Origin of the sequence: Arcobacter rhizosphaerae, from assembly GCF_049472155.1 — a bacterium.
In the GTDB taxonomy this organism is placed as follows: Bacteria; Campylobacterota; Campylobacteria; order Campylobacterales; family Arcobacteraceae; genus Arcobacter_B.
Window position 1 is genome coordinate 1 of the sequence record NZ_JBMOVW010000003.1, and the last position, 24,574, is coordinate 24,574.

The 24,574-nt window shown below is 28.7% G+C and carries 26 protein-coding genes and 6 tRNA genes; 6 read left to right on the top strand and 26 right to left on the bottom strand.

The features are described 5' to 3' along the window. Positions 1 to 571: 571 nt before the first annotated feature. The 18 genes from ACH5BH_RS05905 to ACH5BH_RS05990 all read right to left on the bottom strand — a co-directional run bounded on the left by ACH5BH_RS05905 (position 572) and on the right by ACH5BH_RS05990 (position 10,631). Positions 572 to 648: transfer RNA gene (locus tag ACH5BH_RS05905), tRNA-Arg, on the bottom strand. Between the two features lie 62 nt (positions 649 to 710). Next, positions 711 to 787 (bottom strand) — tRNA-Gly (locus ACH5BH_RS05910). A 14-nt stretch (positions 788 to 801) separates the two neighbouring features. Continuing rightward, positions 802 to 886 (bottom strand) — tRNA-Leu (locus ACH5BH_RS05915). Between the two features lie 48 nt (positions 887 to 934). Continuing rightward, positions 935 to 1,011, bottom strand: a tRNA-Arg gene (locus ACH5BH_RS05920). 13 nt (positions 1,012 to 1,024) lie between these two features. Further along, positions 1,025 to 1,101, bottom strand: a tRNA-His gene (locus tag ACH5BH_RS05925). A 16-nt stretch (positions 1,102 to 1,117) separates the two neighbouring features. Then, positions 1,118 to 1,195 (bottom strand) — tRNA-Pro (locus ACH5BH_RS05930). 123 nt (positions 1,196 to 1,318) lie between these two features. Beyond that, positions 1,319 to 2,101, bottom strand: coding sequence for a thiazole synthase (locus ACH5BH_RS05935; protein ID WP_423297750.1), 783 nt, complete (start codon positions 2,099 to 2,101; stop codon positions 1,319 to 1,321). Between the two features lie 39 nt (positions 2,102 to 2,140). Beyond that, positions 2,141 to 2,449: a divalent-cation tolerance protein CutA gene (cutA, locus tag ACH5BH_RS05940; RefSeq protein ID WP_423297751.1), complete on the bottom strand. Its 309-nt coding sequence runs from the start codon at positions 2,447 to 2,449 to the stop codon at positions 2,141 to 2,143. Continuing rightward, a complete protein-coding gene (locus ACH5BH_RS05945) occupies positions 2,446 to 3,834 on the bottom strand; it encodes an NAD(P)H-hydrate dehydratase (RefSeq protein ID WP_423297752.1) in 1,389 nt (462 codons plus the stop codon). Before ACH5BH_RS05945 ends, cutA begins: the two co-directional genes overlap by 4 nt. A gap of 9 nt (positions 3,835 to 3,843) precedes the next feature. Then, positions 3,844 to 4,173, bottom strand: a complete 330-nt coding sequence (locus tag ACH5BH_RS05950; protein ID WP_404304679.1) for a translation initiation factor SUI1 — start codon at positions 4,171 to 4,173, stop codon at positions 3,844 to 3,846. Between the two features lies 1 nt (position 4,174). Further along, entirely contained in the window at positions 4,175 to 5,188 is a 1,014-nt protein-coding gene (gene tsaD, locus ACH5BH_RS05955; protein WP_423297753.1) for a tRNA (adenosine(37)-N6)-threonylcarbamoyltransferase complex transferase subunit TsaD, read from the bottom strand. Further along, positions 5,189 to 5,740: an RBBP9/YdeN family alpha/beta hydrolase gene (locus ACH5BH_RS05960; protein ID WP_423297754.1), complete on the bottom strand. Its 552-nt coding sequence runs from the start codon at positions 5,738 to 5,740 to the stop codon at positions 5,189 to 5,191. It abuts the gene before it with no gap. Positions 5,741 to 5,752: 12 nt separating this feature from the next. Further along, positions 5,753 to 6,178 (bottom strand): Lcl C-terminal domain-containing protein, encoded by a 426-nt coding sequence (locus ACH5BH_RS05965; RefSeq protein ID WP_423297755.1) that lies wholly within the window; start codon positions 6,176 to 6,178, stop codon positions 5,753 to 5,755. Between the two features lie 3 nt (positions 6,179 to 6,181). After that, entirely contained in the window at positions 6,182 to 6,475 is a 294-nt protein-coding gene (locus ACH5BH_RS05970; protein ID WP_404304686.1) for a hypothetical protein, read from the bottom strand. Beyond that, positions 6,465 to 7,532: a 1-deoxy-D-xylulose-5-phosphate reductoisomerase gene (dxr, locus tag ACH5BH_RS05975; RefSeq protein ID WP_423297756.1), complete on the bottom strand. Its 1,068-nt coding sequence runs from the start codon at positions 7,530 to 7,532 to the stop codon at positions 6,465 to 6,467. The genes ACH5BH_RS05970 and dxr overlap by 11 nt, the downstream gene beginning before the upstream one ends. Further along, entirely contained in the window at positions 7,529 to 8,287 is a 759-nt protein-coding gene (locus tag ACH5BH_RS05980; protein ID WP_404304690.1) for a phosphatidate cytidylyltransferase, read from the bottom strand. The genes dxr and ACH5BH_RS05980 overlap by 4 nt, the downstream gene beginning before the upstream one ends. A 113-nt stretch (positions 8,288 to 8,400) precedes the next feature. Next, entirely contained in the window at positions 8,401 to 9,141 is a 741-nt protein-coding gene (locus ACH5BH_RS05985) for a complement resistance protein TraT (protein WP_423297757.1), read from the bottom strand. A gap of 161 nt (positions 9,142 to 9,302) precedes the next feature. Then, positions 9,303 to 10,631, bottom strand: coding sequence for an NFACT RNA binding domain-containing protein (locus ACH5BH_RS05990; protein ID WP_423297758.1), 1,329 nt, complete (start codon positions 10,629 to 10,631; stop codon positions 9,303 to 9,305). Positions 10,632 to 10,716: 85 nt separating this feature from the next. On the opposite strand from ACH5BH_RS05990, the gene ACH5BH_RS05995 reads away from it, so the two are divergent. Next, a complete protein-coding gene (locus ACH5BH_RS05995; RefSeq protein ID WP_404304695.1) occupies positions 10,717 to 11,037 on the top strand; it encodes a cytochrome C in 321 nt (106 codons plus the stop codon). A 140-nt stretch (positions 11,038 to 11,177) separates the two neighbouring features. Then, a complete protein-coding gene (locus ACH5BH_RS06000) occupies positions 11,178 to 12,635 on the top strand; it encodes a DUF3373 family protein (protein ID WP_423297759.1) in 1,458 nt (485 codons plus the stop codon). Between the two features lie 23 nt (positions 12,636 to 12,658). On the opposite strand, the gene ACH5BH_RS06005 is transcribed toward ACH5BH_RS06000, so the two are convergent. Then, positions 12,659 to 13,189: a hypothetical protein gene (locus tag ACH5BH_RS06005; RefSeq protein WP_404304699.1), complete on the bottom strand. Its 531-nt coding sequence runs from the start codon at positions 13,187 to 13,189 to the stop codon at positions 12,659 to 12,661. Positions 13,190 to 13,284: 95 nt separating this feature from the next. On the opposite strand from ACH5BH_RS06005, the gene thrS reads away from it, so the two are divergent. The 4 genes from thrS (at position 13,285) to rplT (ending at position 16,432) form a co-directional block, all read left to right on the top strand. After that, positions 13,285 to 15,093, top strand: a complete 1,809-nt coding sequence (gene thrS / locus ACH5BH_RS06010) for a threonine--tRNA ligase (RefSeq protein ID WP_423297760.1) — start codon at positions 13,285 to 13,287, stop codon at positions 15,091 to 15,093. 5 nt (positions 15,094 to 15,098) lie between these two features. After that, positions 15,099 to 15,632, top strand: a complete 534-nt coding sequence (gene infC / locus ACH5BH_RS06015; protein ID WP_404305270.1) for a translation initiation factor IF-3 — start codon at positions 15,099 to 15,101, stop codon at positions 15,630 to 15,632. A 135-nt stretch (positions 15,633 to 15,767) separates the two neighbouring features. Next, positions 15,768 to 15,965 (top strand): 50S ribosomal protein L35, encoded by a 198-nt coding sequence (rpmI, locus tag ACH5BH_RS06020; protein ID WP_254576932.1) that lies wholly within the window; start codon positions 15,768 to 15,770, stop codon positions 15,963 to 15,965. Positions 15,966 to 16,075: 110 nt separating this feature from the next. After that, the gene (rplT, locus tag ACH5BH_RS06025) at positions 16,076 to 16,432 is read left to right on the top strand and encodes a 50S ribosomal protein L20 (RefSeq protein ID WP_404304704.1); all 357 of its coding nucleotides are present in this window, start codon (positions 16,076 to 16,078) and stop codon (positions 16,430 to 16,432) included. 62 nt (positions 16,433 to 16,494) lie between these two features. Here the strand turns inward: rplT and ACH5BH_RS06030 are convergent, their stop codons facing one another. The 7 genes from ACH5BH_RS06030 to glmM form a co-directional block, all read right to left on the bottom strand. Further along, positions 16,495 to 17,364 (bottom strand): rhodanese-like domain-containing protein, encoded by an 870-nt coding sequence (locus ACH5BH_RS06030; RefSeq protein ID WP_423297761.1) that lies wholly within the window; start codon positions 17,362 to 17,364, stop codon positions 16,495 to 16,497. A 20-nt stretch (positions 17,365 to 17,384) separates the two neighbouring features. Further along, positions 17,385 to 18,842 carry an NAD(P)/FAD-dependent oxidoreductase gene (locus ACH5BH_RS06035; protein WP_423297943.1) on the bottom strand — a complete coding sequence of 486 codons (1,458 nt, stop codon included), beginning with the start codon at positions 18,840 to 18,842 and terminating at the stop codon, positions 17,385 to 17,387. A gap of 370 nt (positions 18,843 to 19,212) precedes the next feature. After that, positions 19,213 to 20,679, bottom strand: coding sequence for an NAD(P)/FAD-dependent oxidoreductase (locus ACH5BH_RS06040; protein WP_423297762.1), 1,467 nt, complete (start codon positions 20,677 to 20,679; stop codon positions 19,213 to 19,215). Positions 20,680 to 20,785: 106 nt separating this feature from the next. Next, on the bottom strand, positions 20,786 to 21,376 hold the full coding sequence (gene mobA / locus ACH5BH_RS06045) for a molybdenum cofactor guanylyltransferase MobA (protein ID WP_404304710.1): 591 nt from the start codon (positions 21,374 to 21,376) through the stop codon (positions 20,786 to 20,788). Then, positions 21,376 to 22,656, bottom strand: a complete 1,281-nt coding sequence (locus ACH5BH_RS06050; RefSeq protein ID WP_404304712.1) for a 3-isopropylmalate dehydratase large subunit — start codon at positions 22,654 to 22,656, stop codon at positions 21,376 to 21,378. The genes mobA and ACH5BH_RS06050 overlap by 1 nt, the downstream gene beginning before the upstream one ends. Positions 22,657 to 22,731: 75 nt before the next feature. Further along, positions 22,732 to 23,205 carry a signal peptidase II gene (gene lspA / locus ACH5BH_RS06055; protein WP_423297763.1) on the bottom strand — a complete coding sequence of 158 codons (474 nt, stop codon included), beginning with the start codon at positions 23,203 to 23,205 and terminating at the stop codon, positions 22,732 to 22,734. Further along, on the bottom strand, positions 23,202 to 24,536 hold the full coding sequence (gene glmM / locus ACH5BH_RS06060; RefSeq protein WP_423297764.1) for a phosphoglucosamine mutase: 1,335 nt from the start codon (positions 24,534 to 24,536) through the stop codon (positions 23,202 to 23,204). Before glmM ends, lspA begins: the two co-directional genes overlap by 4 nt. Between the last annotated feature and the right edge of the window lie 38 nt (positions 24,537 to 24,574).

A 24,574-nucleotide genomic window follows, 5' to 3' on the forward strand; every position in this document is an offset into this window, starting at 1 on the left:
TCGTTTTTAAAGATCTTAATCTCTTTAGAACTTTGTGTCGTTCCTCTGAAATTGGACGGGAATTATAGACAAATTTCTTCCCTTTGTCAAGAAGTTTTCCTAAATATTAACTTAAATTGCTCAATTTGTAATCCTTTTGTCTTTTTTTCTGCTTTTTACTATGCTTTTATTGGGTTTTTACTTCTCTTTTTCAACTTTTTTTATTTTTTGTTTATCTTTATTAGATTTTTGTTTATTTTACTTACTCTTATTTATAGTTTATTTCATTATTGTTCTATTTTAATTGGACAGTATTTTTATATTCTTCATTTGTTTATTTTCTCTTTTATATAATAAGTAAACAATATTAATCTTATAGATTAAAGGAATTTCATTATATTTAATAAGATAGTATTTTCATTTATTTAATATAATATCAAGTTTTTATATTTATATGATTTCTATCTTAGTAACTATTTAGTTTTTTTAGGTTTTTAGATTTATATTAGTATTTAGTGAGATAAATTTTTGGCAAAAAAAAAGCTTTTAGCTAGAAGAACTTAAGTTCTTTTAGCTAAAAGCTTTTTTTAAGTGGTACCCCCTAGACGATTCGAACGTCTGACCTACGCCTTAGAAGGGCGTTGCTCTATCCAGCTGAGCTAAGGAGGCAATAATATAAAGATAAAAAGCCTTAAATAAAAAGTTAAAAAACAATTTATTTAAGGCTTTTATGGAGCGGGAGACGAGACTCGAACTCGCGACAATCTGCTTGGAAGGCAGAGGCTCTAGCCAACTGAGCTACTCCCGCAATAAAATAAAAAGTGGTGCGGATGAGAGGACTCGAACCTCCACACCGTGAGGCACCAGATCCTAAGTCTGGCGTGTCTACCAATTTCACCACATCCGCAATGTTTTTTCACAAAAAAACTAAAAATAGTTTACCTTTGTAAACTAGTGGTACCCCCTAGACGATTCGAACGTCTGACCTACGCCTTAGAAGGGCGTTGCTCTATCCAGCTGAGCTAAGGAGGCAATAATATAAAAATGGGGTAAGTAATGGGATTCGAACCCACGACCCTCTGAACCACAACCAGATGCTCTAACCAACTGAGCTATACCTACCACATGAATTTTAAAATGGTCGGGGCGAGAGGATTCGAACCTCCGGCCCCCTGGTCCCAAACCAGGTGCGCTAACCAGACTGCGCTACGCCCCGACACTCAACTCTTTTTAAGATGTTTCTCTCAAAAAGTGGACGGAATTATAATATATTTTTTTTACTTTGTCAAGTGTTTTTAGAAGAAAAATGAAAAATTTTCATTTTTTCTTCTTAAAAGCCCTAAAACTGGATTAATCCGTCTATTGGAGAACTTGCTGTTGCATAAGGTTTTTTAGGAATTCTTCCTGCTTTATAAGATAATCTACCTGCAATTGTAGCATATTTAAATGCTTCTGCCATTGCCATTGGGTTTTGTGCTTGAGCTATTGCTGTATTTGCTAAAATTCCATCTGCTCCTAATTCCATAGCATAAGAAGCATCACTTGCACAACCAAGTCCTGCATCTACTAATACTGGAACTTTTACTGCATCTTTAATAAATGCAATGTTGTATGGGTTTTGAATTCCTAGTCCTGAACCAATAGGTGCAGCTAATGGCATAATTGCATCAGCCCCTGCTGATTCTAATTGTTTTGCAACAATTGGATCATCAGAAGTATAAGCCATAATTGTAAAACCTTCTTTTTTCAATACTTCACAAGCTTTAATAGTTTCTATTACATCTGGATAAAGTGTTTTTACTGCATCACCAATAACTTCTAATTTAATAATATCAATTCCTGTTGCTTCTCTCATTAATCTAAAAGTAGTGATTGCTTCTTCTGCTGTAAAACATCCAGCTGAGTTAGGAAGTAGTTTTACATTCGTGTCTTTAAAGTAATCTAATAAATTTTCTTCATTTGGATTTGTAATATTTACTCTTCTAATTGCAACTGTAATTAATTCACTTCCTGATGCTAATGTAGCATCTTTTGTTGTTTGAAAAGAATCATACTTACCTGAACCAACAATTAGTCTACTATTAAATTCATATTCACCAACTTTTAAAATATCATTGTTCATATAATTTTCCTTTTATAATGCTTTATATAGTGTGATTATTTAACAACAATCACTTATAAATTTTATATATTTTTTGCTTGAATTCGTTATATCTATTTGGATAATTTCCGGGACATCATAGCTATGTAATTCTTTAATTTTGCTTTTAACTTTTTCAAAATTTTCTTTTCTTGTTTTTATATTAAGTATTGTTTCAAAATCACAACATAACTCATCTTCCCACGCATATACTGATTCTACTTCATGTAATTGTACACAAGCAGCAAGCTTTTCTTGAACTAGAACTTTTGCTAAATTTTTTGCTTCAACTTGTGAAGCACATGTTGTTTGAATAATTACTGCATTCATAATTTTTTTACCTCTTCAATTAAATCTGATGGGATTAAAGAGTAATCATTTTTTTTATAAGCTTTTGCTGCAAATGTATGTGCCAAACTTGCACTTATTGTAGCTTCTATACTCTTATACCCTTGTGCTAATAGGGATGCTATTAATCCACTTAATACATCTCCACTGCCACCTTTACTCAAAACAGAACTTCCGTATGGATTAACAAAGATTTCTTTATTCTTTGAGATTAACACATTTGCACCTTTAAGTAATAAAGTAATATTTGGATACTTTTTGCTAAATAACTCTACATAAAAAAATCTATTCTCTTGTAATTCAATAATTGAAATATCAGCAATTTTACATAATTTTAATAATGCACAAAACTCTTTTGGATGAGGAGTTAATACTATATCTTTATCCAATATATCTAAAATAATTTCTTCATAGAATAAATCAGCATCGATTATCATAGGAAGGTCATTATCTAAAATTTCTTTAATTTCTTTTTTGTCATACTTACCAAGTCCCATACCAATTGCTATTGCTGTACAGTTCTGACTTAGAAAGTGTGTTTGCATTATATGATAAGGTAAATCTAACTCTTCATGACATACAACACTTACTAATCCAGCACCAAAACCAAAAGCTGCTTTTGCTGCTATTACTCCTGCACCTTTTTTACAACCTGCAATTACATTTAAATGACCATAAGTACCTTTATGAGAATTTTGTTTTTTAGATCTTTTTGGAAGTATCATATCCTCTTTTTCTAAAAGATACTTATTGCTATTACCTTCATATACTTCTCTTTGTACTCCCAAATTAGCTACTTTAATATCACCTACAAACTCTTTTGCTGAATCTGTATATAAAGATGTTTTTAAAGCTCCCATTGTAATAGTAATGTCTGCTTCATAAGCAACATCTATTATTTGTCCTTTATTATTTATCCCACTAGGAATATCACAAGCAATTTTAAAAGCATTAATGTCATTTAATTTATTTATTAAACTTATTGCATCATTTTTTAAAGGTTTATTTAATCCACTACCAAAGATACAATCAACAATAATATCAGCTTCATATAAAGTTTCTATGATATTTATATTTAAAGCTTTTGCTCTTTGGAACTGAAGTTTTGCCATTGGAGATTTTAGGTTAGTATAAAAATATAAAGAAACTTCATAAGCTTTATATAGAAGTCTTGCTAAGGCCATTCCATCTGCACCATTGTTTCCTGAACCACAAACAATCAAAATAGATTTTTTATCTTTATGATTTTTTTGAATATATGAAGCCATTGAAGAAGCTGCATGTTCCATCAAGATATCTTCTGTTAATGCAAACTTTTCATAACATCTTTTATCTAAAGAGTTTACCTCATCAAATATTCTCTTCATAGTTATTCCTTATTTTTTAAACTTCCAATCATTTGCTTGTAATACTACTTTTACTTTCTCTTTTACATCACCTTGTAATTCTATCCATTCTTCTTTTATAGCTCCACCACAAGCAAGCTTTTTCTTTAAAAGTTTAAGAACTTCTTTTTTCTCTTTTTCATCTAAATAAAATCTTCCTACTAATGTTACAGGTTTACCTTTTCTTTTTTCATAAGTAAATACTAACTGATGTTGATTTTTTGGAATAATTTCATTATTTGATTTCTTTTTATTTTTCTTATCATTTTTAGAAGTATCAAAACTATCACCTTCTAATTTTGCACCCATTTCAAAAATCATTTTACATTCCTTTTAATCTAGTTTGAACATCTATTTTATTTACATCTGTGAAATCATTTTGTTTATATTGTTCAACAGCAACTCTTCCAATCATAGCTGCATTATCAGAACAGTATTTCAGTTCACTTAAATGTAAATTTGTTTTATGCTTTTTACATAGTTCTTCTATTTGAGTTCTTAAATGTATATTTGCACTAGCTCCACCTACTATTGCAAAATCTTCTGGAACTATTTTTTTAAATTGTTTCTTTAGTTTTTGCATTATATGAGCAACTGCTGTTTTTTGAAAAGAGGCACATACATCATATTTGTCTTGTTCAGTTATACCATCTTCTTGGTTTTCTAACTTTTCTATTTGCATTCTTACTGCATTTTTTAAACCACTATAACTAAACTGTATATTTGGACTTTGTCTTAATGGAACTGGAAAATCAAATCTATTTTCATCACCTTTTAGTCCATACTCTTGAACTATAGGTCCACCAGGATAGCCCAAGCCCATCATCTTTGCTACTTTATCAAAGCTCTCACCAAAACTATCATCAATTGTTGAGGCAATGATATTCATATCACTTAAAGATTTTGCTTCTATTATTTGAGTATGTCCTCCTGATACTAAAAGTATAGTCATAGGAAGAACTTCTTTTTTTTCTATAAATAGTGAATAGATATGACCTTTTAAATGATTTACTGCAATTAAAGGAAGATTTAAACTAATACTTAAAGCTTTGGCCATAGTAACTCCCTCCATAAGTGTTACAGATAAACCAGGAGCATTTGTAACTGCAATTGCTTTTAGTAAAGGAAAAAACTCTTTACACTCTTCAAGTATCTTAGGTAAAGCTTCCACATGAAGTCTTGCTGCAAGTTCAGGAACTACTCCTCCATACATGCTATGTTGTAATTCTTGGGATATTTTTTTGTGATAAACTAATTCTAGGCTATTTATATCTGTAATGGCAATTGAGCTGTCATCACAACTTGATTCTATACTTAAGATTAACTCTTTTGACATTTACAAGTAACCCTTTTCATTTTTATCTTTTGTTAACCAATCAAGTGCAAAATCATGACTACCAAATCCCGATTCGGCATTTATATGTCCTGCATTTTGCATAATGTTAATTTCTACATTTAAATCTTCTTTTAAAAGCATTGCTTCTTCTTCTGTCATATAAGGATCATTTGTTGAGGCTAAAATAATAACTTCTTTTGCTTTTAAATCTTTTGGCGGTGTGTATGGATAAAATGTTTTTGCTGCTTCAACTACTCTTGTTCTTGAAACAGGCGCAACTAACATTAGTTTTTCTAAACTAATATCTAATTCATTACAAGTTTGAAACCATAATACATTTGCTAAAGAATGACATATAATAGTATCTGGTTTAAAATGTTCAATCTCTTTTTTTAAAAACTCTTTCCATTCTTTTAATTGAGGATTATCTCTTTTAGGAAAAGCAGGAAATGATACTGTGTAATTTTGTTTTATTAAATCTCCTGCTAATACAGCTTGCCAATGGGGATAATCACTACCTCCTAAACCATGTAATATTAAAATTTTCTGCATTCATTCTCCTATTTAAATACTTCTAACACATCTAACATATTTCTTTTTATGTCTACTGTCATAATATGGTGTACCACTTATAAAGTGCATATAATCAGCATAAAACCATAAAGTTCGCCAATGAGCTTTAAAAGCCCAGTAACCATCTGGTACATTATATTTAAAAGCATAATTTATATAGTTTTTATGATTTTTTTTATTTACTATAGTTTTAAATTCATCTATAGTTGGAATTCGCCAGTTTGAATATCCTGCAAAAACTAAGTTTTTACAATATTCAATTGCTTTTTCATGCTCTTTTTTTATTTTAAGAACATCAATAGTATCTATCCACATTAAATTGGTATTTGTATCAATTACCACCTTTAAACTATTTTTTCTGAAAGTTTGAGCTTGTAATAACGTACAAATTAAAACCATAAAAACTATGTATTTCATAACTTATCCTTTTAAGTTATCTATTTTAAACTTCCCTTTTTCAAGATTGTCTTTTACACTTTCATCAAGAAGCTCAATTTTTAGCTTATACCCTTGTTTATAAACTAAACCTGCTAAAAGTTTTGGTGATTCATTATTTGAATCTTTTTTTGTGTCTAAAGATGAGTTATTTTTCCATTCTTCAAACTTCTTCTCATATAATTGTACTATATCTTTTTCAAATTTACTTCTTGTGTAGATTAAATAAATAACTAAAACTAGTAAAATTGAAAAAGGAATTAACATATCAAGACCCATAATATGTTCTCACTTCCTTATCTATCTCAAATATATCTTCTATTGTTTGTGCTTTTACATTATTAAACTTATTTAATGCATTTAAACTAATTTTAGATACATCTAAAAAGCCTATTTCATTGTTTAAAAATTTAGATACTGCAACTTCATTTGCTGCATTTAAAATAACACCTAAATCAAGATTATTTAATATCTCATCTTTTATTTCCCAAATAGGATAACGTGACTTTTCTATTTTTCTAAACTCTAAAGAGGCTACTTCTAATAAATCTACAGGTTTTAATATTTCTTCATCGCATTTTCCTAAAATTGCATAAGCAATAGGAAGTTGCATAGAAGCATTTGCAATATGAGCTGTTGTACTTCCATCTTTAAAGTTTACTAAAGCATGAATAAGTGATTTTGGTTCAATTATTGCGTCTAATTTTCTAATATCAAATAACCAAGCAGCTTCCATTAATTCAAATATTTTATTTGTCATTGTTGCACTATCTATTGTAATTTTATTACCCATAGACCAGTTTGGATGATTTAAGGCTTCTTTTATTGATACATTTGCTAATGATTCTAAAGGATAATCTCTAAAAGACCCTCCACTTGCAGTAACTAGCATAGAATCAATTTTTTTATCTTGAAGTAAATACCAAAGTCCAAAATGTTCACTATCTATTGGACTTAAAGCACTTTTATCTATAAATTTTCCAGCAACTACTAAAGACTCTTTATTTGCTAAGGCAACTTTTTTACCACATTGTATAGCTTTTAAAGTTGGTTTTAATCCAAGAAAGCCAACAAGAGCATTTACTACAATTTTAGAATTACTAGTTTCTATTGCTTCTAAAATTGCTTCTTCTCCAAAAGATACATTTTCATGGTTTACTTTGTGAAAATCCTCTTTTGAAGCTATAACAACTTTTTTAGGTTTAAACTCTTCTATTTGTTTATTTAATATTCCAATATTTTTACCTGCTACTAAAACTTCAATATCTAAGTGAAATTTTCTAGCAATATTTAAAGTATTTACACCAATAGAACCTGTACTTCCTAATACAATCACATTACAACCCTAAGAAGAACTAACATAACAATTGCACCAAAAAGATAGCCATCTGTTCTATCTAAAATACCTCCATGTCCGGGTAAAATATTTCCACTATCTTTTACTCCTGCTTCTCTTTTTAAATAAGATTCAAATAAATCTCCAAATACAGATGCAAAAGCTACTATGATAGATATTGTGATTGCCATTATTATACTTAAATTTTCATGAGCAAAAATTGTACCTAAAATCCCTGCTGTTATAACTCCACCTATTACACCTTCTAATGTTTTATTGGGACTAGTTTCACTAAATTTAGTTTTTCCAATACTTTTTCCTACAAAATAAGCACCTGTATCAGCACCTGCTACAACTACTAATAACCATAAAAGAGTCATAACTCCATACTCTGCATAAAGTGATAATAAAAATAAAAATGAAGCTGTTGGATAAAGTAATGGTAAAAACATTTTTTTATCAAGTGATTTTTTATATGCTAATTGAGAAGCATATCCAATTGCGACAATAAAAATTAAATCTTCTGGATTTGGATGAAAATAAGCAGCAAACCATAAAAGTGCAGTATATACATAAATACTATCACCTTTTAGTTGAAATAGTTTTTTTGACTCACTAATTGAAATCATAAGCATTGTACCAAATAGAAGCCACATTAAGAAAAATGAATCAATATATCCAATTATTACCATTGCAATAATTAGAACTAAACCTGTTTTAATTCTAGTAGAACTATCTTTTATAATATTAGCCATAAAGTAAACCTTGTGTTTGTTAAAATTACAAGATTATACTAAAGTTTGGCTTTTGATTAAATTTTTAAAAAGTATTTATAGTTAAGAGTTTTAACTATAAATACTTAAGAGTCTTAAAGAACTCCAGATAAAGATTTAGTTAAACCTTTTGTTAGGACTGGTTTAGCCTCTTCAAACTCTAAATTTACTTTATTAGCTGTACTTACTATTCTTGTTCTATAGATTTTCCACTGTGCATTTGCATATTTAATTGTTTGATTTACAGAAGAGCTCATTCCTTGCTTTGAACTTCCTTTTGCATTTTGCTCAATAACTTCACCTTTTGCAGCTCTTTGTCTAATTTCTACATCTGTAATCATTGTATAATAAACGTCTTTTATTAAAGAGTTCGCAACTGTTCCAACAAGTGCCCCTACTAAACCTGCTGTTCCATACGATCTACCTGAAGATGCTCCTGATGCAGCAGCAACACCAACTCCAAGTACAGCTCCACCAAATCCTGATTGAAGTGCACTTCTTGCACTATTTGCATTTGATTTTCCTACTTGTAAAAGATTAGCTTGAACCATAAATTCAGCTTTTTTAGGATTTTTTGTAACAACAAATCCATTATTAATAAATGCTTTTTTAATTTCATTTTCAATATCTATATCTTTGTCTGTAGTATTTCTTACTCTAACGTACACAACTTGTTTTTCTGGTTCAACTGGTTCTAAAAATATAGAATCACTCATCTTAGTTTGTACTTCTAAATTTCTTTTTTCAATTGCAGTTGAAATTGCACATCCATTAAATAGTGATACTACAAAAATTGTACTTATTGAAAGTAAAATTAATTTTGCATAACTTTTCATCTTGTCTCCTGTGTTAATATGAACGATATTTTATATTATTATTTCTTAATATAAAATTATTTTTTTATTATAAAAAAATATATCTTCTATTAAATCTACTGGATTTACATTGTTTTAGCTTGATTGATTAAAAATAATACAAACTTTAAAATATTAATATATTATGTTTTAATTATTATTGTTGTGTATGGGTTATATAAAACATTTGATCCTGATTGTATTTTTACATTTCTTCTTTGTGTATAATCTACTTCATAAGTACCTGAACTATCCATAGAAAATTTAGCACAAAGTGTTGCTGCTTGTTTTATTACAGAATCGGGAATTGTTTTCTTTGAATTTTGTACTATTACATGTGCTGATGTTCTATCTTTTAAATGAAACCAAAAATCACTTGCTTTTGAATTTTTAAGAAGATAGATATTCTCTCTTTCACTAGTTCCTAACATAATTTTATATCCTTCAAAAAAGAAGCTTTCATAAGGCTGTGCTTTTTTCACTTTTGCTTGATTTCTTTCTTTTTTAGGGTATAAGAACTCACACTCTTGAATTGATTTTGCATTCTGAATATTTTGTTTCATTCTATATAAAAAAGCTAATTTTTCATCTAAGTTATCTTTTTCAAGAGATATATTTTCTGCTTTTTGTTTAGCTCTTTTTGCTTTTTTGAATAAATCATTAGAATATTTAGAAGCAGAAGCATTTTCTTCTAAATCAATCTCAACTTCTTTCCCTTCATAATCATAAGTTTTTAAGATTTTTTGATATGGCTTAATATTATGTATATTTCCTAAAATTAGATTAGCTTTTTCATATAAGTTAAGTGCTTGACTTTCTAACTCTTCTTTTTTGGGTAAGGCATTTATTGTTTTCTCTAATTTTTTTATTTTTTTATCAATTTGGCTTATTTTTTGTTTTTTTAAATTTTCTAAGTTTTTCTCTTCTTTTTTTAAAAAAACATCGTATAAATATTCTTCAATATTTTTTACCTTATCAATTTTCGGAATAAAATTTTGTTTAGGTATCTCATCTAATTTATGCCCAACCTTTACAATTCTACTAGAGGAAAACTCATCAATATGCCTTAATGCTTCTAAAACAATTCTATTTTCATCTAATAAAATTATATTTGTATGTTTACCTGTAAATTCAAGCTGTAAAATTGTTGTTAACTTTTTATAAGAAGAGGATGAATTTACTTTTATATTTATCACTTTGTCATTTTGATAAAGACAAATATCTTCAATTTTAGAGTTATTAAGTCTTTTTTGAAGAACAACATCAAAAGGAGCATTAAAATCTTTTTTAGATTTTAAAAGCTCTTTTGATTTAAAAACTATACTATTTCCTTTTGTCATATCAAAATATAATATATTTGTATTATTAAATTCTATTATAATAGTATTATTGTCTATTCTCTTACAAAGCCTTATTTTTTGGGAATTATTGGCTAAGTATTCAGTTATTTGTTTTAATAAAAAATGTTTCATATAGTATTCGCTTTTCTAATATTTCTAAGATAATATTTATCTGTATTTGCTATAATTGTACCCAAACAATTATTAGGAGTATAATATGAAGTTATTAAAGTTACTTTTAGCTGCTACTTTAGTATTAGGTGTATCTACTACAACATTAAGTGCAAGTTCGGTAAAAGGACAAAAACTATTTATCAAAAAATTTAAAAATTCTTGCGGAATGAATGGAGCAAAATTTGCTGCAAAACACTCACAAGATGAATGGCAAGAGATTATGGATAATGGAAATTTTAAAAAAGAGTTTGTGAAAATTTGTCCAAATGTAAAAGAATCAGATATTAAAGATAGCTGGGTTGAGCATATTTTTGAATTCTCTTATGAGTATGCAAATGATTCAGGAAATGTTCCTTCTTGTTAAGCTAAAAATACTTTTTAAAAGCTTGGGAAAAAAACCAAGCTTTTTTTATTTCTAATTTAATATAATTTAAACTAATAGTTTAACTATAAATTAAATTAATAAAACTTATAATACGGAAAATATAAATCAAGGATTTTAATATGAAAAAAGTATTATTAAGTTTTGCTACTATTACAGCACTTACAACTACTTCTTTTGCAAATGATATAAATAAAGAGATGTTTAAACAAATACAACTCTTAAAAGCTAAAATTGAAGCTTTAGAAAAACAAATGCAAAAACAGAATAAAGCTCCAAAATTAGATGAAAAAAGAATTGTTAAAATAGAAAAAAAATTAAAAAGCAATTCTAAAAAAATACAAAAAGTAAAAGCTCATGACGCTGGTGACAATATAAAATGGAATGTTGATTTTAGAACACAAGTTGATAATCTAAACTATAAACTAGCAAATGGGAAAAAACTTAAAAATGAAGCTGTTATGTCTAATAGATTAAATTTAGGTATGAAGTTTAAAGCAGATGAAAACTCACTATTTTATGGAATGCTTTCATACAATAAACTTTATGGTGATAATTCTTCAAATGTAAATAACAATGCAAATTTTGATTGGATTACAAATGAAAGTGCTACAAATGATAATGAACTAAAAGTAAAAGAAGCCTACTGGTTATACTCAAATGATTCATTTTTAGGAAATGAAGATATTTCATGGACAGCAAGTATTGGTAGACGTCCATCAACTGATGGTTTAGGAATAAACTATAGAGCGGATCAGAAAAGAAAATCAGCCTTAGCTCATACTGTAAATGTAGAATTTGATGGAGCAAGTGCTAGATTTAATATAGATAAACTTACAGGAATGACAGGTTCTTGGGCTAAAGTTTGTATGGGTAGAGGTTTAACAAATGCAAGACTAAGATTCTCTATGGATGGAAAACCAGCGTATACAAAAGATTCAAGTAGTGAAAATATTGATATGGCAGGGTTAATTTATGTACCTTATGATGATGGTCAATACTCTATTCATACAAATTATGCAAGAGCTTGGAATTTAATAGGAATGAAAAATGGTGGTTCTACATTTGAAGATTTTGGAAAAATAGATTTAGCAACTATTATGTTAAAAACTGATGGAATTGGTAATGGAATCAACGATATCTTAGACTATACAACTGTTTTTGCTTCATTTGCTATGAGTAAAACTCATCCAAAAGAAGGTATGAGTATGTTAGGTTCAAATAATTCTAAAACAGGTCACTCTATTTGGTTAGGAGTTAATGCTCCATGTCCTTTAAGTCCAGATGATGCAAAAATAGGAGTTGAATGGAATAAAGGAAGTAAATACTGGAGATCTATGACTTATGGTGAGGATACAATGGCTGGTAGTAAAATAGCAGCAAGAGGTACTGCTTGGGAAGTATATAGACATCAACAATTAACAAAAGCTTTAAGTTTAACTATGAGATATACAAATATTAAATATGATTATACAGGAAGTAATGGTTTCTTTGGAGAGTTAGGCGCACCTACTAAAGTTACAGGTGATAATGTAAAAGAAGCACAAAATGTTACAGCAAATATAAGATATAGATTTTAAGGAAGTTTCTCTTCCTTAAGTCTTTAAGATAGGGAAACTTTATCTAACTTATAAATAATTTTCTCTGCTAACTCTAACATCTCAATATTCAATTTTTTAAAATCATTATTTTTAATATTAACAATAAAATCATCATAAACATTTCCATAAGGATATAAAATAAAATAAATATACTCTTTTGATTTTGCTTCTTTATTTAATTCTTTAAACCAAAGTGCTAACATAGCAAAATAAAGCATAGAAGGATTAAATGACTGATTTTGCTTTAAAAGTTTTGAAAGTTCTTGGTTTATAAAGTTATAAGCATTTAGTATTGCTTTGATTCTATAATGCTTTGCATTTTTTAAATAATAACTTGAAGATAAAGTTACACTATTTATTTGTGTAAGCATATCATCACTAATTTTATTAAATTTTTCGACTACTTCTTTATCTAGTCCATAACTATTAGTATCTTCCTTATCTTTATAAGAAAGAATCAAGTCTTTACAAAATAATAATAGGCTTTCTGTTTTTATCTTTGATAGGTTTAAAATCATACTTAATTGTAACAAAACTTTGTTAAATTACGAAATATCTAATTAACTTTAAGAAGCTTTGCGATAAAATAAGCTAAATTTAATAAAAAAACATAATAAAAAGGAATTTATTGGAACCTATTGGTGTATTAAAAGATGGTCAAATATATGACCTTCAAACTGCTGAAGCTTTAAACATTCAGGGAGAGGATATTAAGGCTGATAACTCTAGTGAGTCTTTAGAGATTCTTAGACACTCATGTGCTCACATGATGGCACAAGCTATTAAAGAATTATATCCTGAAGCTAAGTTTTTCGTAGGGCCTGTTGTTAAAGAAGGTTTTTACTACGATTTTAAAGTTGAATCGAAAATTTCAGATGAAGATCTTCCAACTATTGAGAAGAAAATGAAAGAAATTGCAAATAGAAAATTACCTATTGAAAGATATGAAACTTCAAAAGAAGAAATTCTATCTAAGTTTGCAAACGATGAACTAAAACAAGCTGTATTAAAAAATATCACTGATGACACATTAACCCTATATAAACAAGGTGACTTTGAAGATTTATGTAGAGGGCCTCACGTACCTAATACTAGAATGATTAGAGCATTTAAACTAACAAGAGTTGCTGGTGCATACCTTGGTGGTGACGAAGAAAATGAAATGATTACTAGAATCTATGGTATTGCATTCTTTGATAAAAAAGAATTAAATGACTATGTTAGAATGCTTGAAGAAGCTAAAAAAAGAGACCATAGAAAACTTGGAACAGAATTAGAATTGTTTGCATTCAATGATGATGTAGGTGCTGGGCTACCTTTATGGTTACCAAATGGTGCAAGACTTAGATCTAAATTAGAACATATTTTATACACAGCTCATAGAGTAAGAGGATATGAACCTGTAAGAGGTCCTGAATTATTAAAATCTACTATGTGGGATATTTCAGGACATAATGCTAACTATGGTAAAAATATGTACTATACTACTATTGATGAACAAAAATATGGAATGAAACCAATGAACTGTGTTGGTCATATTCAAATTTTTAAAAATAAATTAGTTTCATATAAAGATTTACCAATGAAACTATTTGAATATGGTGTTGTTCATAGACATGAAATGAGTGGTGCAATGCATGGATTATTTAGAGTAAGAGAGTTTGCTCAAGATGATGCACATATTTTTTGTACACAAGCACAAATAAAAGATGTAATATTTGAAGTTTTAGAATTTGTAGATACTTTACTTAAACTATTTGATTTTAAATATGAAATAGAAGTTTCAACTAAACCAAAAAAAGCAATTGGTGATGACATCTTTTGGGAAACTACAACTAAAGGTATTATGGATGCCTTAGATGAAAATAATATACCTTATGGAATTGATGAAGGTGGAGGAGCATTCTATGGTCCAAAAATCGATATTAAAATTCTTGATGCAATTGGAAGAAAATGGCAATGTGGTACAGTACAAGTTGATATGAACTTACCGTCAAGATTTAATGCTGAATTTATTAATGCAGAAGGTGAAAAAGAGCAACCTGTTATGATACATAGAGCAATTCTAGGTTCATTTGAGAGATTTATTGGTATTTTAACTGAACACTGTGCTGGTGAATTCCCATTTGCTATTGCTCCTACTCAGGTAATTTTTGTACCAATTGCAGATACTCATGTAGAGTATGCGAAAGAGTTAGAAAAAGAGCTTTTAAGAGATGGAATGGATTCAAAAATATTTGATATGAATGAATCTTTAAATAAAAGAATCAGAATGGCAGAAAAACAAAGAGTACCAATGATTGTTGTTATTGGAGATGAAGAAGTTGAAAATAAAACTGTGGCATTAAGAGATAGAAGAAAAAGAGAGCAGTCAAATATGACTAAAGATGAATTTATCTTAATGTTAAATGAAATAAAAAAAGGGAGTAGAATTTGAGTAGTATGAGAAAAGGTAAAAAAAATGAAGCAATAATGAATGAGGACATTACTGCTAAAGAAGTAAGATGTATGGGAGATGATGGCACAAACTATGGTATCATCCCTACAAGAGATGCACAATCAACAGCAGATGATTTAGGACTAGATTTAGTTCTTATTTCAGCAGATGCAAAACCACCTGTTGCGAAGATTATGGATTATGGTAAATTTAAATACCAACAAGAAAAAAAGAAAAAAGAAGCTAAGAAAAAACAAAAAGTTATCGTAGTAAAAGAAGTAAAATTTTCTGTAAAAATTGCAGAAAATGATATCAATTATAAAGTTAAGCACGCTATTGAATTCTTAGAAAAAGGATACCATGTAAAATGTAGAGTATTCTTAAAAGGTAGAGAAATGGCACATCCAGAAGCTGGTGCAGATGTACTTGAAAGAGTATGGCCAATGCTTGAAGAATATGGTGTAAGAGATGGTAAGCCTAAACAAGAGGGAAGATTTGTTAATATGATGGTTCTTCCTAAAAAAGAAGATAAACACTAATATAAAAAAAGAAGAGACTCTACTCTCTTCTGCTCTCAAAAATCCTTCTTTAAACATTTTTTAAGTAATTTTTAAGTAAAATCACGAACTTTTTCAGTTTATTTGAAAATGCAAATTTAAAAGGAGGATTCTTCCATGCCAAAGATGAAAACTAACAGTGGCGCTTTAAAAAGATTTAAAGTGAAAAAAAATGGTTCTATCAAAAGAGGATCAGCTTATAGAAGCCACATCTTAACTAAAATGACTCAAAAGAGAAAAAGAAATCTTAGAGGTCCTAAAACAGTTGCTGCAGTTGACGCAACTAGAATTAAAAGAATGTTAAACAAAGCGTAATTATTTATTTCATATAAATGATTATTAGTCCCTCCACTTATGTGGACAAGTTCAACTATAATGTTGACACCTAATATTAACAATATAATATACGGTAAAGGAAAAATAGAATGCCTAGAGTAAAAACTGGTGTAGTTAGAAGAAGAAGACACAAAAAAGTATTAAAGCAAGCTAGAGGTTTCTTTAGTGGTAGAAGAAAACACTTTAGAAAAGCGAAAGAGCAATTAGAGCACTCTTTAGTATATGCTTACAGAGATAGAAAACAAAAGAAAAGAGATATCAAAAGACTTTGGATTATCAGAATCAATGCAGCTTGTAGATTAAATGATATCAACTACTCAAGATTCATGAACGGTTTAAAATTAGCTGGAATTGAATTAGATAGAAAAATCTTAGCTGATATGGCTATGAATGATTCTGCTGCATTTGCTTCATTAGTAGTAAAAGCTAAAGAAGCACTTAACTAATAAATTTGCAAATCATAAAAAATTAAAAGGGATTAAGGCTTTGTCTTAGTCCCTTTTTTTATTTATATACCTAAAGGTTCATTGACCTCAATTTTACAATTATCACCTTTACAATCTATATTTGCATCAAAGTAATAAATTTCATCCATATCAATTTTTGCATCTTTTAGTTTCACCCATGCATCCATTGATCTTCCACCAGCTGTACAATTAAACACAATAGTTTTATCTTTTGGGAGTTTTGAATAAAACTCATTTGCTTTTAACTTTTCAGCTTCAATATTTATTGCACCTTTTAAATGGCCTTTTCTAAACTCAATAGGTGATGTTACATCAACAATTTGAATATATTTTGGTACTTTATTGTTTTTGATTAAATTATAAAACCATACCCCATCAACACTCCCCTTATCAAGGCCTTTTTTTAATCCATTTTTACTGTACTGAACTTTTGAGCTAATTTTTTCTTTTTTTACTAAATTAATACTTTTAGTTGTAGCTAATCCAGCTTTCTTCCATGCTGGTATTCCTGCTGCAAAAACAGAAACATTACTATATCCTAAATCTAAAAGTTTATTTGCTACTATATGAGACTTTGAACATGTATATCCACCACAAAATGTGATGATTTTTTCATCTTTATTTATAGGTAATCTTCCCAATAAAGTTTTAAACTTTGTATCAGGAATAGAAATAGCTCCAGGAATTGTCTCTTTTATATATTTGGAATAAGGTCTTGCATCAATTAATAAAGCACTATTTTTAGCTTGAGCTGTTTTTATAGTATTTAAATCTACATCTAAATGACTTTTTTTTTCAATTAGCATTTTAACCTTAGAACTTGTATTATCTATGGATGCTTGATTTGTTGTACATCCAGTAAATAAAAGTATTACTGTTATTATATAAACTAAAAATAAACTAGCTTTCATAAATTCTCCTATTTTACAAATTATATTTTTCCTGATAACATTCCATATTGTGTCATTGGCTTTAAAATATATGATTTAAGTAACCACCAAATATATCTTTCTTGTGTTGGATCTAAAGGGAATGATGGTTTAGGTTTCATTGACCAATCAAATTCAGCAAGCATTACTTTACCAATATCAGTAATAATAGGACAAACTGTATATCCATCATACTTAGCTTTTAACTCTTTTCCTTCCATAAGAGATAAAATATTATCAACTACTACTTTATACTGTTTTCTTATACTTCCACCTGTTTTTCCTAAAGGAATGGCTGCTATATCTCCCAAAGAAAATATATTATCATATTTAACATGCTGCAAGGTTTCTTTATTTACAGGAACCCATCCTTTTGATGAACCTATTTCAGAATCTGCAATTTCAGGTGCTGCTTTCATGGGAGGAGTAATATGTAAAAAATCATAAGGTATTTCTAAATTTATATGCTTAATTATTCTATTATACTCTTCTAAATCAGGATCCCATGAACCTTTTTCATTCCAAAATTTATCAAATGTTGCTGTTTTATTTTTTAAATCCACTTTCGTAAGATTATGGTTTAAACTATATTTCATATCTCTTACTTTAAATTGCTGAATTATTGCATCTTCATACTCTTTTACACTAAACATTTTTGAACTATTTGTATAAAAATGCATATTTACATTTTGTCTTGCTTTTGCACTTACTTCATTTAATCTAGAATTCATTAAATACATAATTTTTTTAGGTGCACCTCCACACTTAATAGGTGTATTTGGATGAGAAAAGATTGCTTGTTGTTTTTTTCCATTATTTGCTTCATAAATAGTTTTTTGCATGTTTTCCCATGTTTGAACTGCCCCATCAACATTATAAATTGTACTTGCATTTGTATTTTTAAAAAACTTATTCATTTTTTGAGAATCTTGCATTGTGTATAAATATTCTAACTCTTCAAGTCCTTCTATTTTTTCAAAATCTAACACTAATCCAGCAGCAATAACTAAAAAGTCATACTCAATAGTATCCCCTTTTTGAACTCTTAACTTATTATTTTTAGGATCAAATTGTACTGCTTTATCTTTTATAAGTTTAACTGTTTTAGGTAAAAACTCTTTTGTTTCATAAATGACATCATTTTTATCATATATTCCAGCTCCAACTAATGTGTTTCCAGCTTGATAAGATACGGACTTTGCATTTGGTTCTATAATTGTAATATCAGGATTTGTCAAACTATTTGATAATCTTGCAGCTGTAGATATCCCAGCTAATCCTCCACCTACAATAACTATTTTAGCTTTTACATCACTTGCATTTAAATTAGTAGAATAAGCTTTATTGTTCATCAATAATAAACTTCCAGATATTCCCATTAACTTTAAAGCTTCTCTTCTATTTATTCCATTTTTTCTTAATTCAATATCAAATTCTTCTATCAAGTCTTTTTTCACAATTTACCTTTTAATAGAAATTTTAAATAAATTATATTCATGTTTTTATTATTGTATGCTATTTTAGCTTATATAAATTACAAGTAATTTACAATAAATAAGAGAATAAAATATTATATATAAGTTTAAATTATCTTTATTGTTTTTTTAGAATTTTCTTGGTTATAAAAAGTATAAAAGCTCTTGGAATAAGTAAAAATAAATATATAAAAAATGAAAAAATAAGGGGATGAAAAGAACCAAAGCCTAAAGCTCCTGCTTGACTTAAGTTCTTTAAATGTAAAAGAGGATAAGTTATCCATTCTTCAAAATGGAAACTAATTGATAATAAAATCAAAATAGTAAGAAAAATAAATAACTCTTTTTTCATAAATTATGCTCTACCTGATAACATACCATACATAGTCATAGGTTTTAACATATAAACTTTCATTAACCACCAGATATATCTTTCTTGTGTTGGATCAAGGGGGAAAGTAGGAGTTGGTTTTTTAGACCAGTTAAACTCTGCTAACATTACTTTTCCAATGTCTGTAATTAAAGGACAAACTGTATATCCTGCATATTTAGCTTTTAACTCTTTGCCTTCCATTGCTGAAATTAGATTATCTACTAATACTTTATATTGTTTTCTTACACTTCCACCTGTTTTACCCATCGGAACTGCTGCAATATCTCCAATTGCAAAAATATTATCATATTTTACATGCTGTAAAGTTTCTTTATTAACAGGAACCCAACCTTTTGACGAACCAATTGCAGATTTTCCTATTTCAGTAGGTGCTTTCATTGGAGGAGTAATATGTAAAAAGTCAAATGGAACTTCTACATTTTGATGCTTTGTAAGCATTTCATACTCTTCTAAATCTTCATCCCAAGCACCTTTTTCATCCCATCTTTTATCAAAAGTGGCTACTTTTTTTTCTAAATCTACTGCTGTTAAATTATGTTTATAATGCCATTTAAAATCTCTTTTTTTAAATTGTTCTAAAATAGCCTCATGGTATTCTTTTACTCCAAACATAGTTGTTCCATTTGGATAAAAAGTAAGCTCTGCATTATTTCTAGCACCAGCTTCTTCTAATCTTGCATTTGTTAAATACATGATTTTTTTAGGTGCACCACCACATTTAATTGAAGTATTAGGATGTGTAAATACACCTTTTACTTTCTTACCACTCTTTGCTTCTTCAACAAACTTTTGCATTTGACCCCAAGCAGCAACTGCTGAATCAGTATTATAAATAGAACATACACCACTATTAGCAAACTTATCAATAATACTTTTTCCATTTTCTAATGAAAACTTTTCACCTATTTCTTCTAAACCTTTAATAGCTCCAAAATCTAAACTTAATCCAGCTGCAACAATTAAAAAATCATATTCTACTTTTTTTCCTGATTGTAAAATAACACTATTATCATTTGGATTAAATTCAACAGCTTTATCTTTGATTAAAGTACATCCATCAGGCAAATAATCACTTGTATTATACATTACATCTGATTTTTCATAAATTCCTGCAGCAATTAAAGTATTACCTGGCTGATATGAAACTGATTTAGGATTTGGCTCAACAATTGTTATATTTGGGTTAGTTAAAGTATTTGACAATCTTGCAGCAGTTGCAATTCCAGCTAGACCACCACCTATAATTAAAATTTTTCCTTTTACTTCACTTGCGTTTGCTGTTGTTGAAGCTTCAACTTCTGAAGGATTAAGTAAAAAAGATGCTGTTCCTAAACCTGCAAGTTTAAAAGCATCCCTTCTACTTATTCCTGATTTTTTAATCTCTTCATCTATTATCTCTAAAGCTTCATCAAACTCTTTTTTTGACATAAGTTTTCCTTCTAATATTATTATTAATATTTCTTATTAATCTTTTGAGAAAAGAATATCTAAAAAGAAATAAATAAAGACTTATATATTTAGGTATTTTAAAATATTAATTATAAGTATTACTTATCATTTTTAAGGACTTAAAATAATCTTCTTTATGGTTTAAATTTATAAATTCATCATCATTTGGTAGTTGTAGGATATTAGTTTTGTTATTTTGTAGTAAAAAGCCAACTTTATGAAAGTCTTCTTGTAACATTTTTCTAGTAGTCAAACTTATATTTGAAGAAAAAACTCCACAAAGATTATGTGTTCTTATTGTCTTGGCAACAGTAATATCAAACTCTTTTGAAGCATTAATAATTTTTTCTATACTTTTTATAGATACTAAAGGTGTATCAACTGTAATAATAAAAACTTTTTTTTCATTTAATTTAGTTAAAATTGAATCAAGAGCAGCAATAGGTGAATAAGTTTTACTTTCATCTAACAAAAGATTATTTTTATCTAAGAAATCGAATTTATTCTCTTTTGATGAAAGATAGATATTTTTAAAAAAAGGCTTTAGCCTATCATATTGATATTCTGCTAATGTTTTAGAATTGTTGAAAGGAAGAAGAGCTTTATCTTCTCCCATTCGAGAGCTTTTACCTCCACACAAAATTACACATGGTATTTCAAATGAAGGATTTTTCATTATAAACTTCTTGGGTCTGTAATATAACCAGAAATAGCACTTGCTGCAGCAACTGCACTGTTTGCTAAATAAATTTTAGATGACCTTGATCCCATTCTTCCTACAAAGTTTCTGTTTGTTGTAGAAATACACACTTCATTATCACCTAAAATTCCCATATATCCACCTAAACATGCTCCACAAGTAGGATTTGATACTACAGCACCTGCATCAACTAAATCATCAATGTATCCAGCTTTTGTCGCATCTCTTAAGATTTTTTGAGTACCTGGAGTTAAAATAAGTCTAACGTGTCTAGCTACTTTTTTACCTTTTAAAATTTCAGCAGCTACTTTAAAATCTGATAATCTTCCATTTGTACATGAACCAATAAATACTTGGTCAACTCTAATTTCATCAGCAACAGCTTGAGAAACTGAGTGTCCATTATCAGGTAAAAATGGATATGCAATTACTGGCTCTAAATTAGCTACATCAATTTCAATAACTCTTGTATAGTTTGCATCTTCATCTGAGTAATGAATTTTTGGTTCAGCTCTTAAACCACCATTTAGTTCTGCTGTTTTATTTAAAAACTCTTCTGTTACTTCATCATAAGCAAAAATACCATTTTTAGCCCCAGCTTCAATAGCCATATTACAAATAGAGAATCTATCATCCATCGATAAGTATTGTACTGTGTCACCTGTAAACTCTAAAGCTTGATATAAAGCACCATCAACACCTAAAATTCTAATAACTTCAAGAATAATATCTTTACCAGATAAATACTCAGTTGGCTTTCCAGTCATTACAACTTTAATAGTTTCAGGAACTTTAAACCAGTTACCACCTGTAATCATACCAAATGAAATATCAGTTGAACCCATACCAGTTGAAAATGCTCCTAATCCACCATGAGTACATGTATGTGAATCAGCCCCAATAATAACATCACCAGGTAATACTAAACCTTTTTCTGGTAATAAAGCATGTTCAATACCCATATCTTTCTCATCAAAAAAATGTTTTAAATCATGTTTCATAGCAAAATCTCTTGAGATTTTTGCTTGGTTTGCTGAGGCAATATCTTTTGCTGGAATAAAGTGATCTAATACAATAGCAAAACCATCTGGGTTAGCTAATTTTTCTCTACCACTTTCTTCAAATGCTCGAATAGAAATAGGAGTTGTAATATCATTACCAATTACCATATCAATTGGACTTCTTACAATCTCTCCAGCTTTTACTTCTCTTCCTACGTGTTCACTAAAAATTTTTTCTGTAATCGTTTGACCCATTTTATACTCTTCCTATACTTTTTTTATATAATTTTTTGCGATTATATCTAAATTTATTTTAAGCTCCCAAATAGCTTAAGAGCTTAACTCTTTTTGTTTTTTCTCTTCTCTTGCTTTTTTAATTTGAATAAATATAATTATTGCTACACCCAAATTAATAATCACATCTGCAAGATTAAATATAGCAAACTCAAAGCCATAATGCCAATAAAAATAATCAACAACAGCACCATAAGTAAATCTATCTAAAATATTTGATAGTCCACCTGCATAAATTAATGCAACTGATATATAGTAGTCACTAAATACATCTTTATTTTTAAAAAGATATATAGTTGCACCTGCTAAGATTAGTAGCTGAATATATTTTAAATATTCAGCTAAAAAAGCAAACATTGAAAATGCAACTCCATAATTATATGCAAGTTGTAAGGACATTATTGGACCTTGAACATCCCAACTAAAATTAGCAAAGCCATATTTTACGACTTGATCAATAATAAATATAACTATAAATATTAATAATGCTATGTTAAACTTTTTTTTCATAGTGCCTTTTTGAAGAATGCAATTAATTCTTCCATTTCCTCATCAACAACTTTTTTATCTTTTCCTTCTAAAAGTAGTCTTATTTTATTTTCTGTTCCTGAATACCTAATAACTTCTCTTAATCCCTTTGCTCTAATTTTAGAGATTAACTCTTCATAACCTTCTATTTTTTCTAAAGGTATTTTTTCATCAACTTTCATATTGTGTTGTGCTTGTGGATATAAATCAAAAGCATTTAAAATTTCACTAGCTTTTTTTCCTGATTTCAAAATTAGTGCTAAAACTTGTAGTGCAGAAGCTAGTCCATCACCTGTTTTAGCAGCATCTGAAAAAATAATATGACCACTTTGCTCACCACCAAAGTTAATATTTTCTTTTGTCATTGTTTCAAGAACATATTTATCACCAACATTTGACCTAAAAAGTTTAATCCCATCTTTTTCCAAAAAGTCTTCTAAAGCTTTATTTGACATAATAGTAGCGACACAAGCATTACCTTTTAGTAACTTTTCATCATTTAAAAATTTACATAAAGCTCCAATTAATTTATCTCCATCAACTACATCACCATTCTCATCAATTACTACAAGTCTATCAGCATCACCATCTAATGCAAGTCCAATGTCCGCTCTAAATTCTCTTACAAGTTTTCCTACATTTTCAGGATGCATTGCACCACAATCTTCATTTATATTGTAACCATTTGGTTTGTCATTTATAGTAATTACGTCTGCACCTAACTCTTCTAAGATTGTAGGGCCTACTTTATATGCAGCACCATTTGCACAATCAAGTACAATTCTTAAACCACTTAAATTTAAATCTGTAGGGAAAGAGCTTTTTATTGAAACAATATATCTTCCAATAACATCGTCAATTCTTTTTGAAGAACCAATTTTTCTACCTGTAACTTGCTCTTTAGTCATTAGTTCATCATCATTAAAAATCTCTTCAATTTTCTTTTCACAAGAAACCCCAAGTTTATTACCATGATTATCAAAAAACTTTATTCCATTATCTTCATAGGGATTGTGTGAAGCTGATATCATAATACCTGCATCACATCTCATAGATTCAGTTAAATATGCAATTGCAGGTGTTGGCATTGGCCCAATTTGAATTACATCATATCCTACAGCTGTTAATCCTGATACTAAGGCATTTTCAATCATATATCCACTTCTTCTTGTATCTTTTCCTACAAGAATTTTTTTAGTAGTCGAATGTTTTCTAAAATAGATACCAGCAGCTTTTGCTAATTTAAGCACTGTAATTGCATCTAAAAACTCTCCAGCTTTACCTCTAACACCGTCAGTTCCAAATAGCTTCATATTAAATCTTCCTAAAATTAAACTAAGTTTAAGTTATT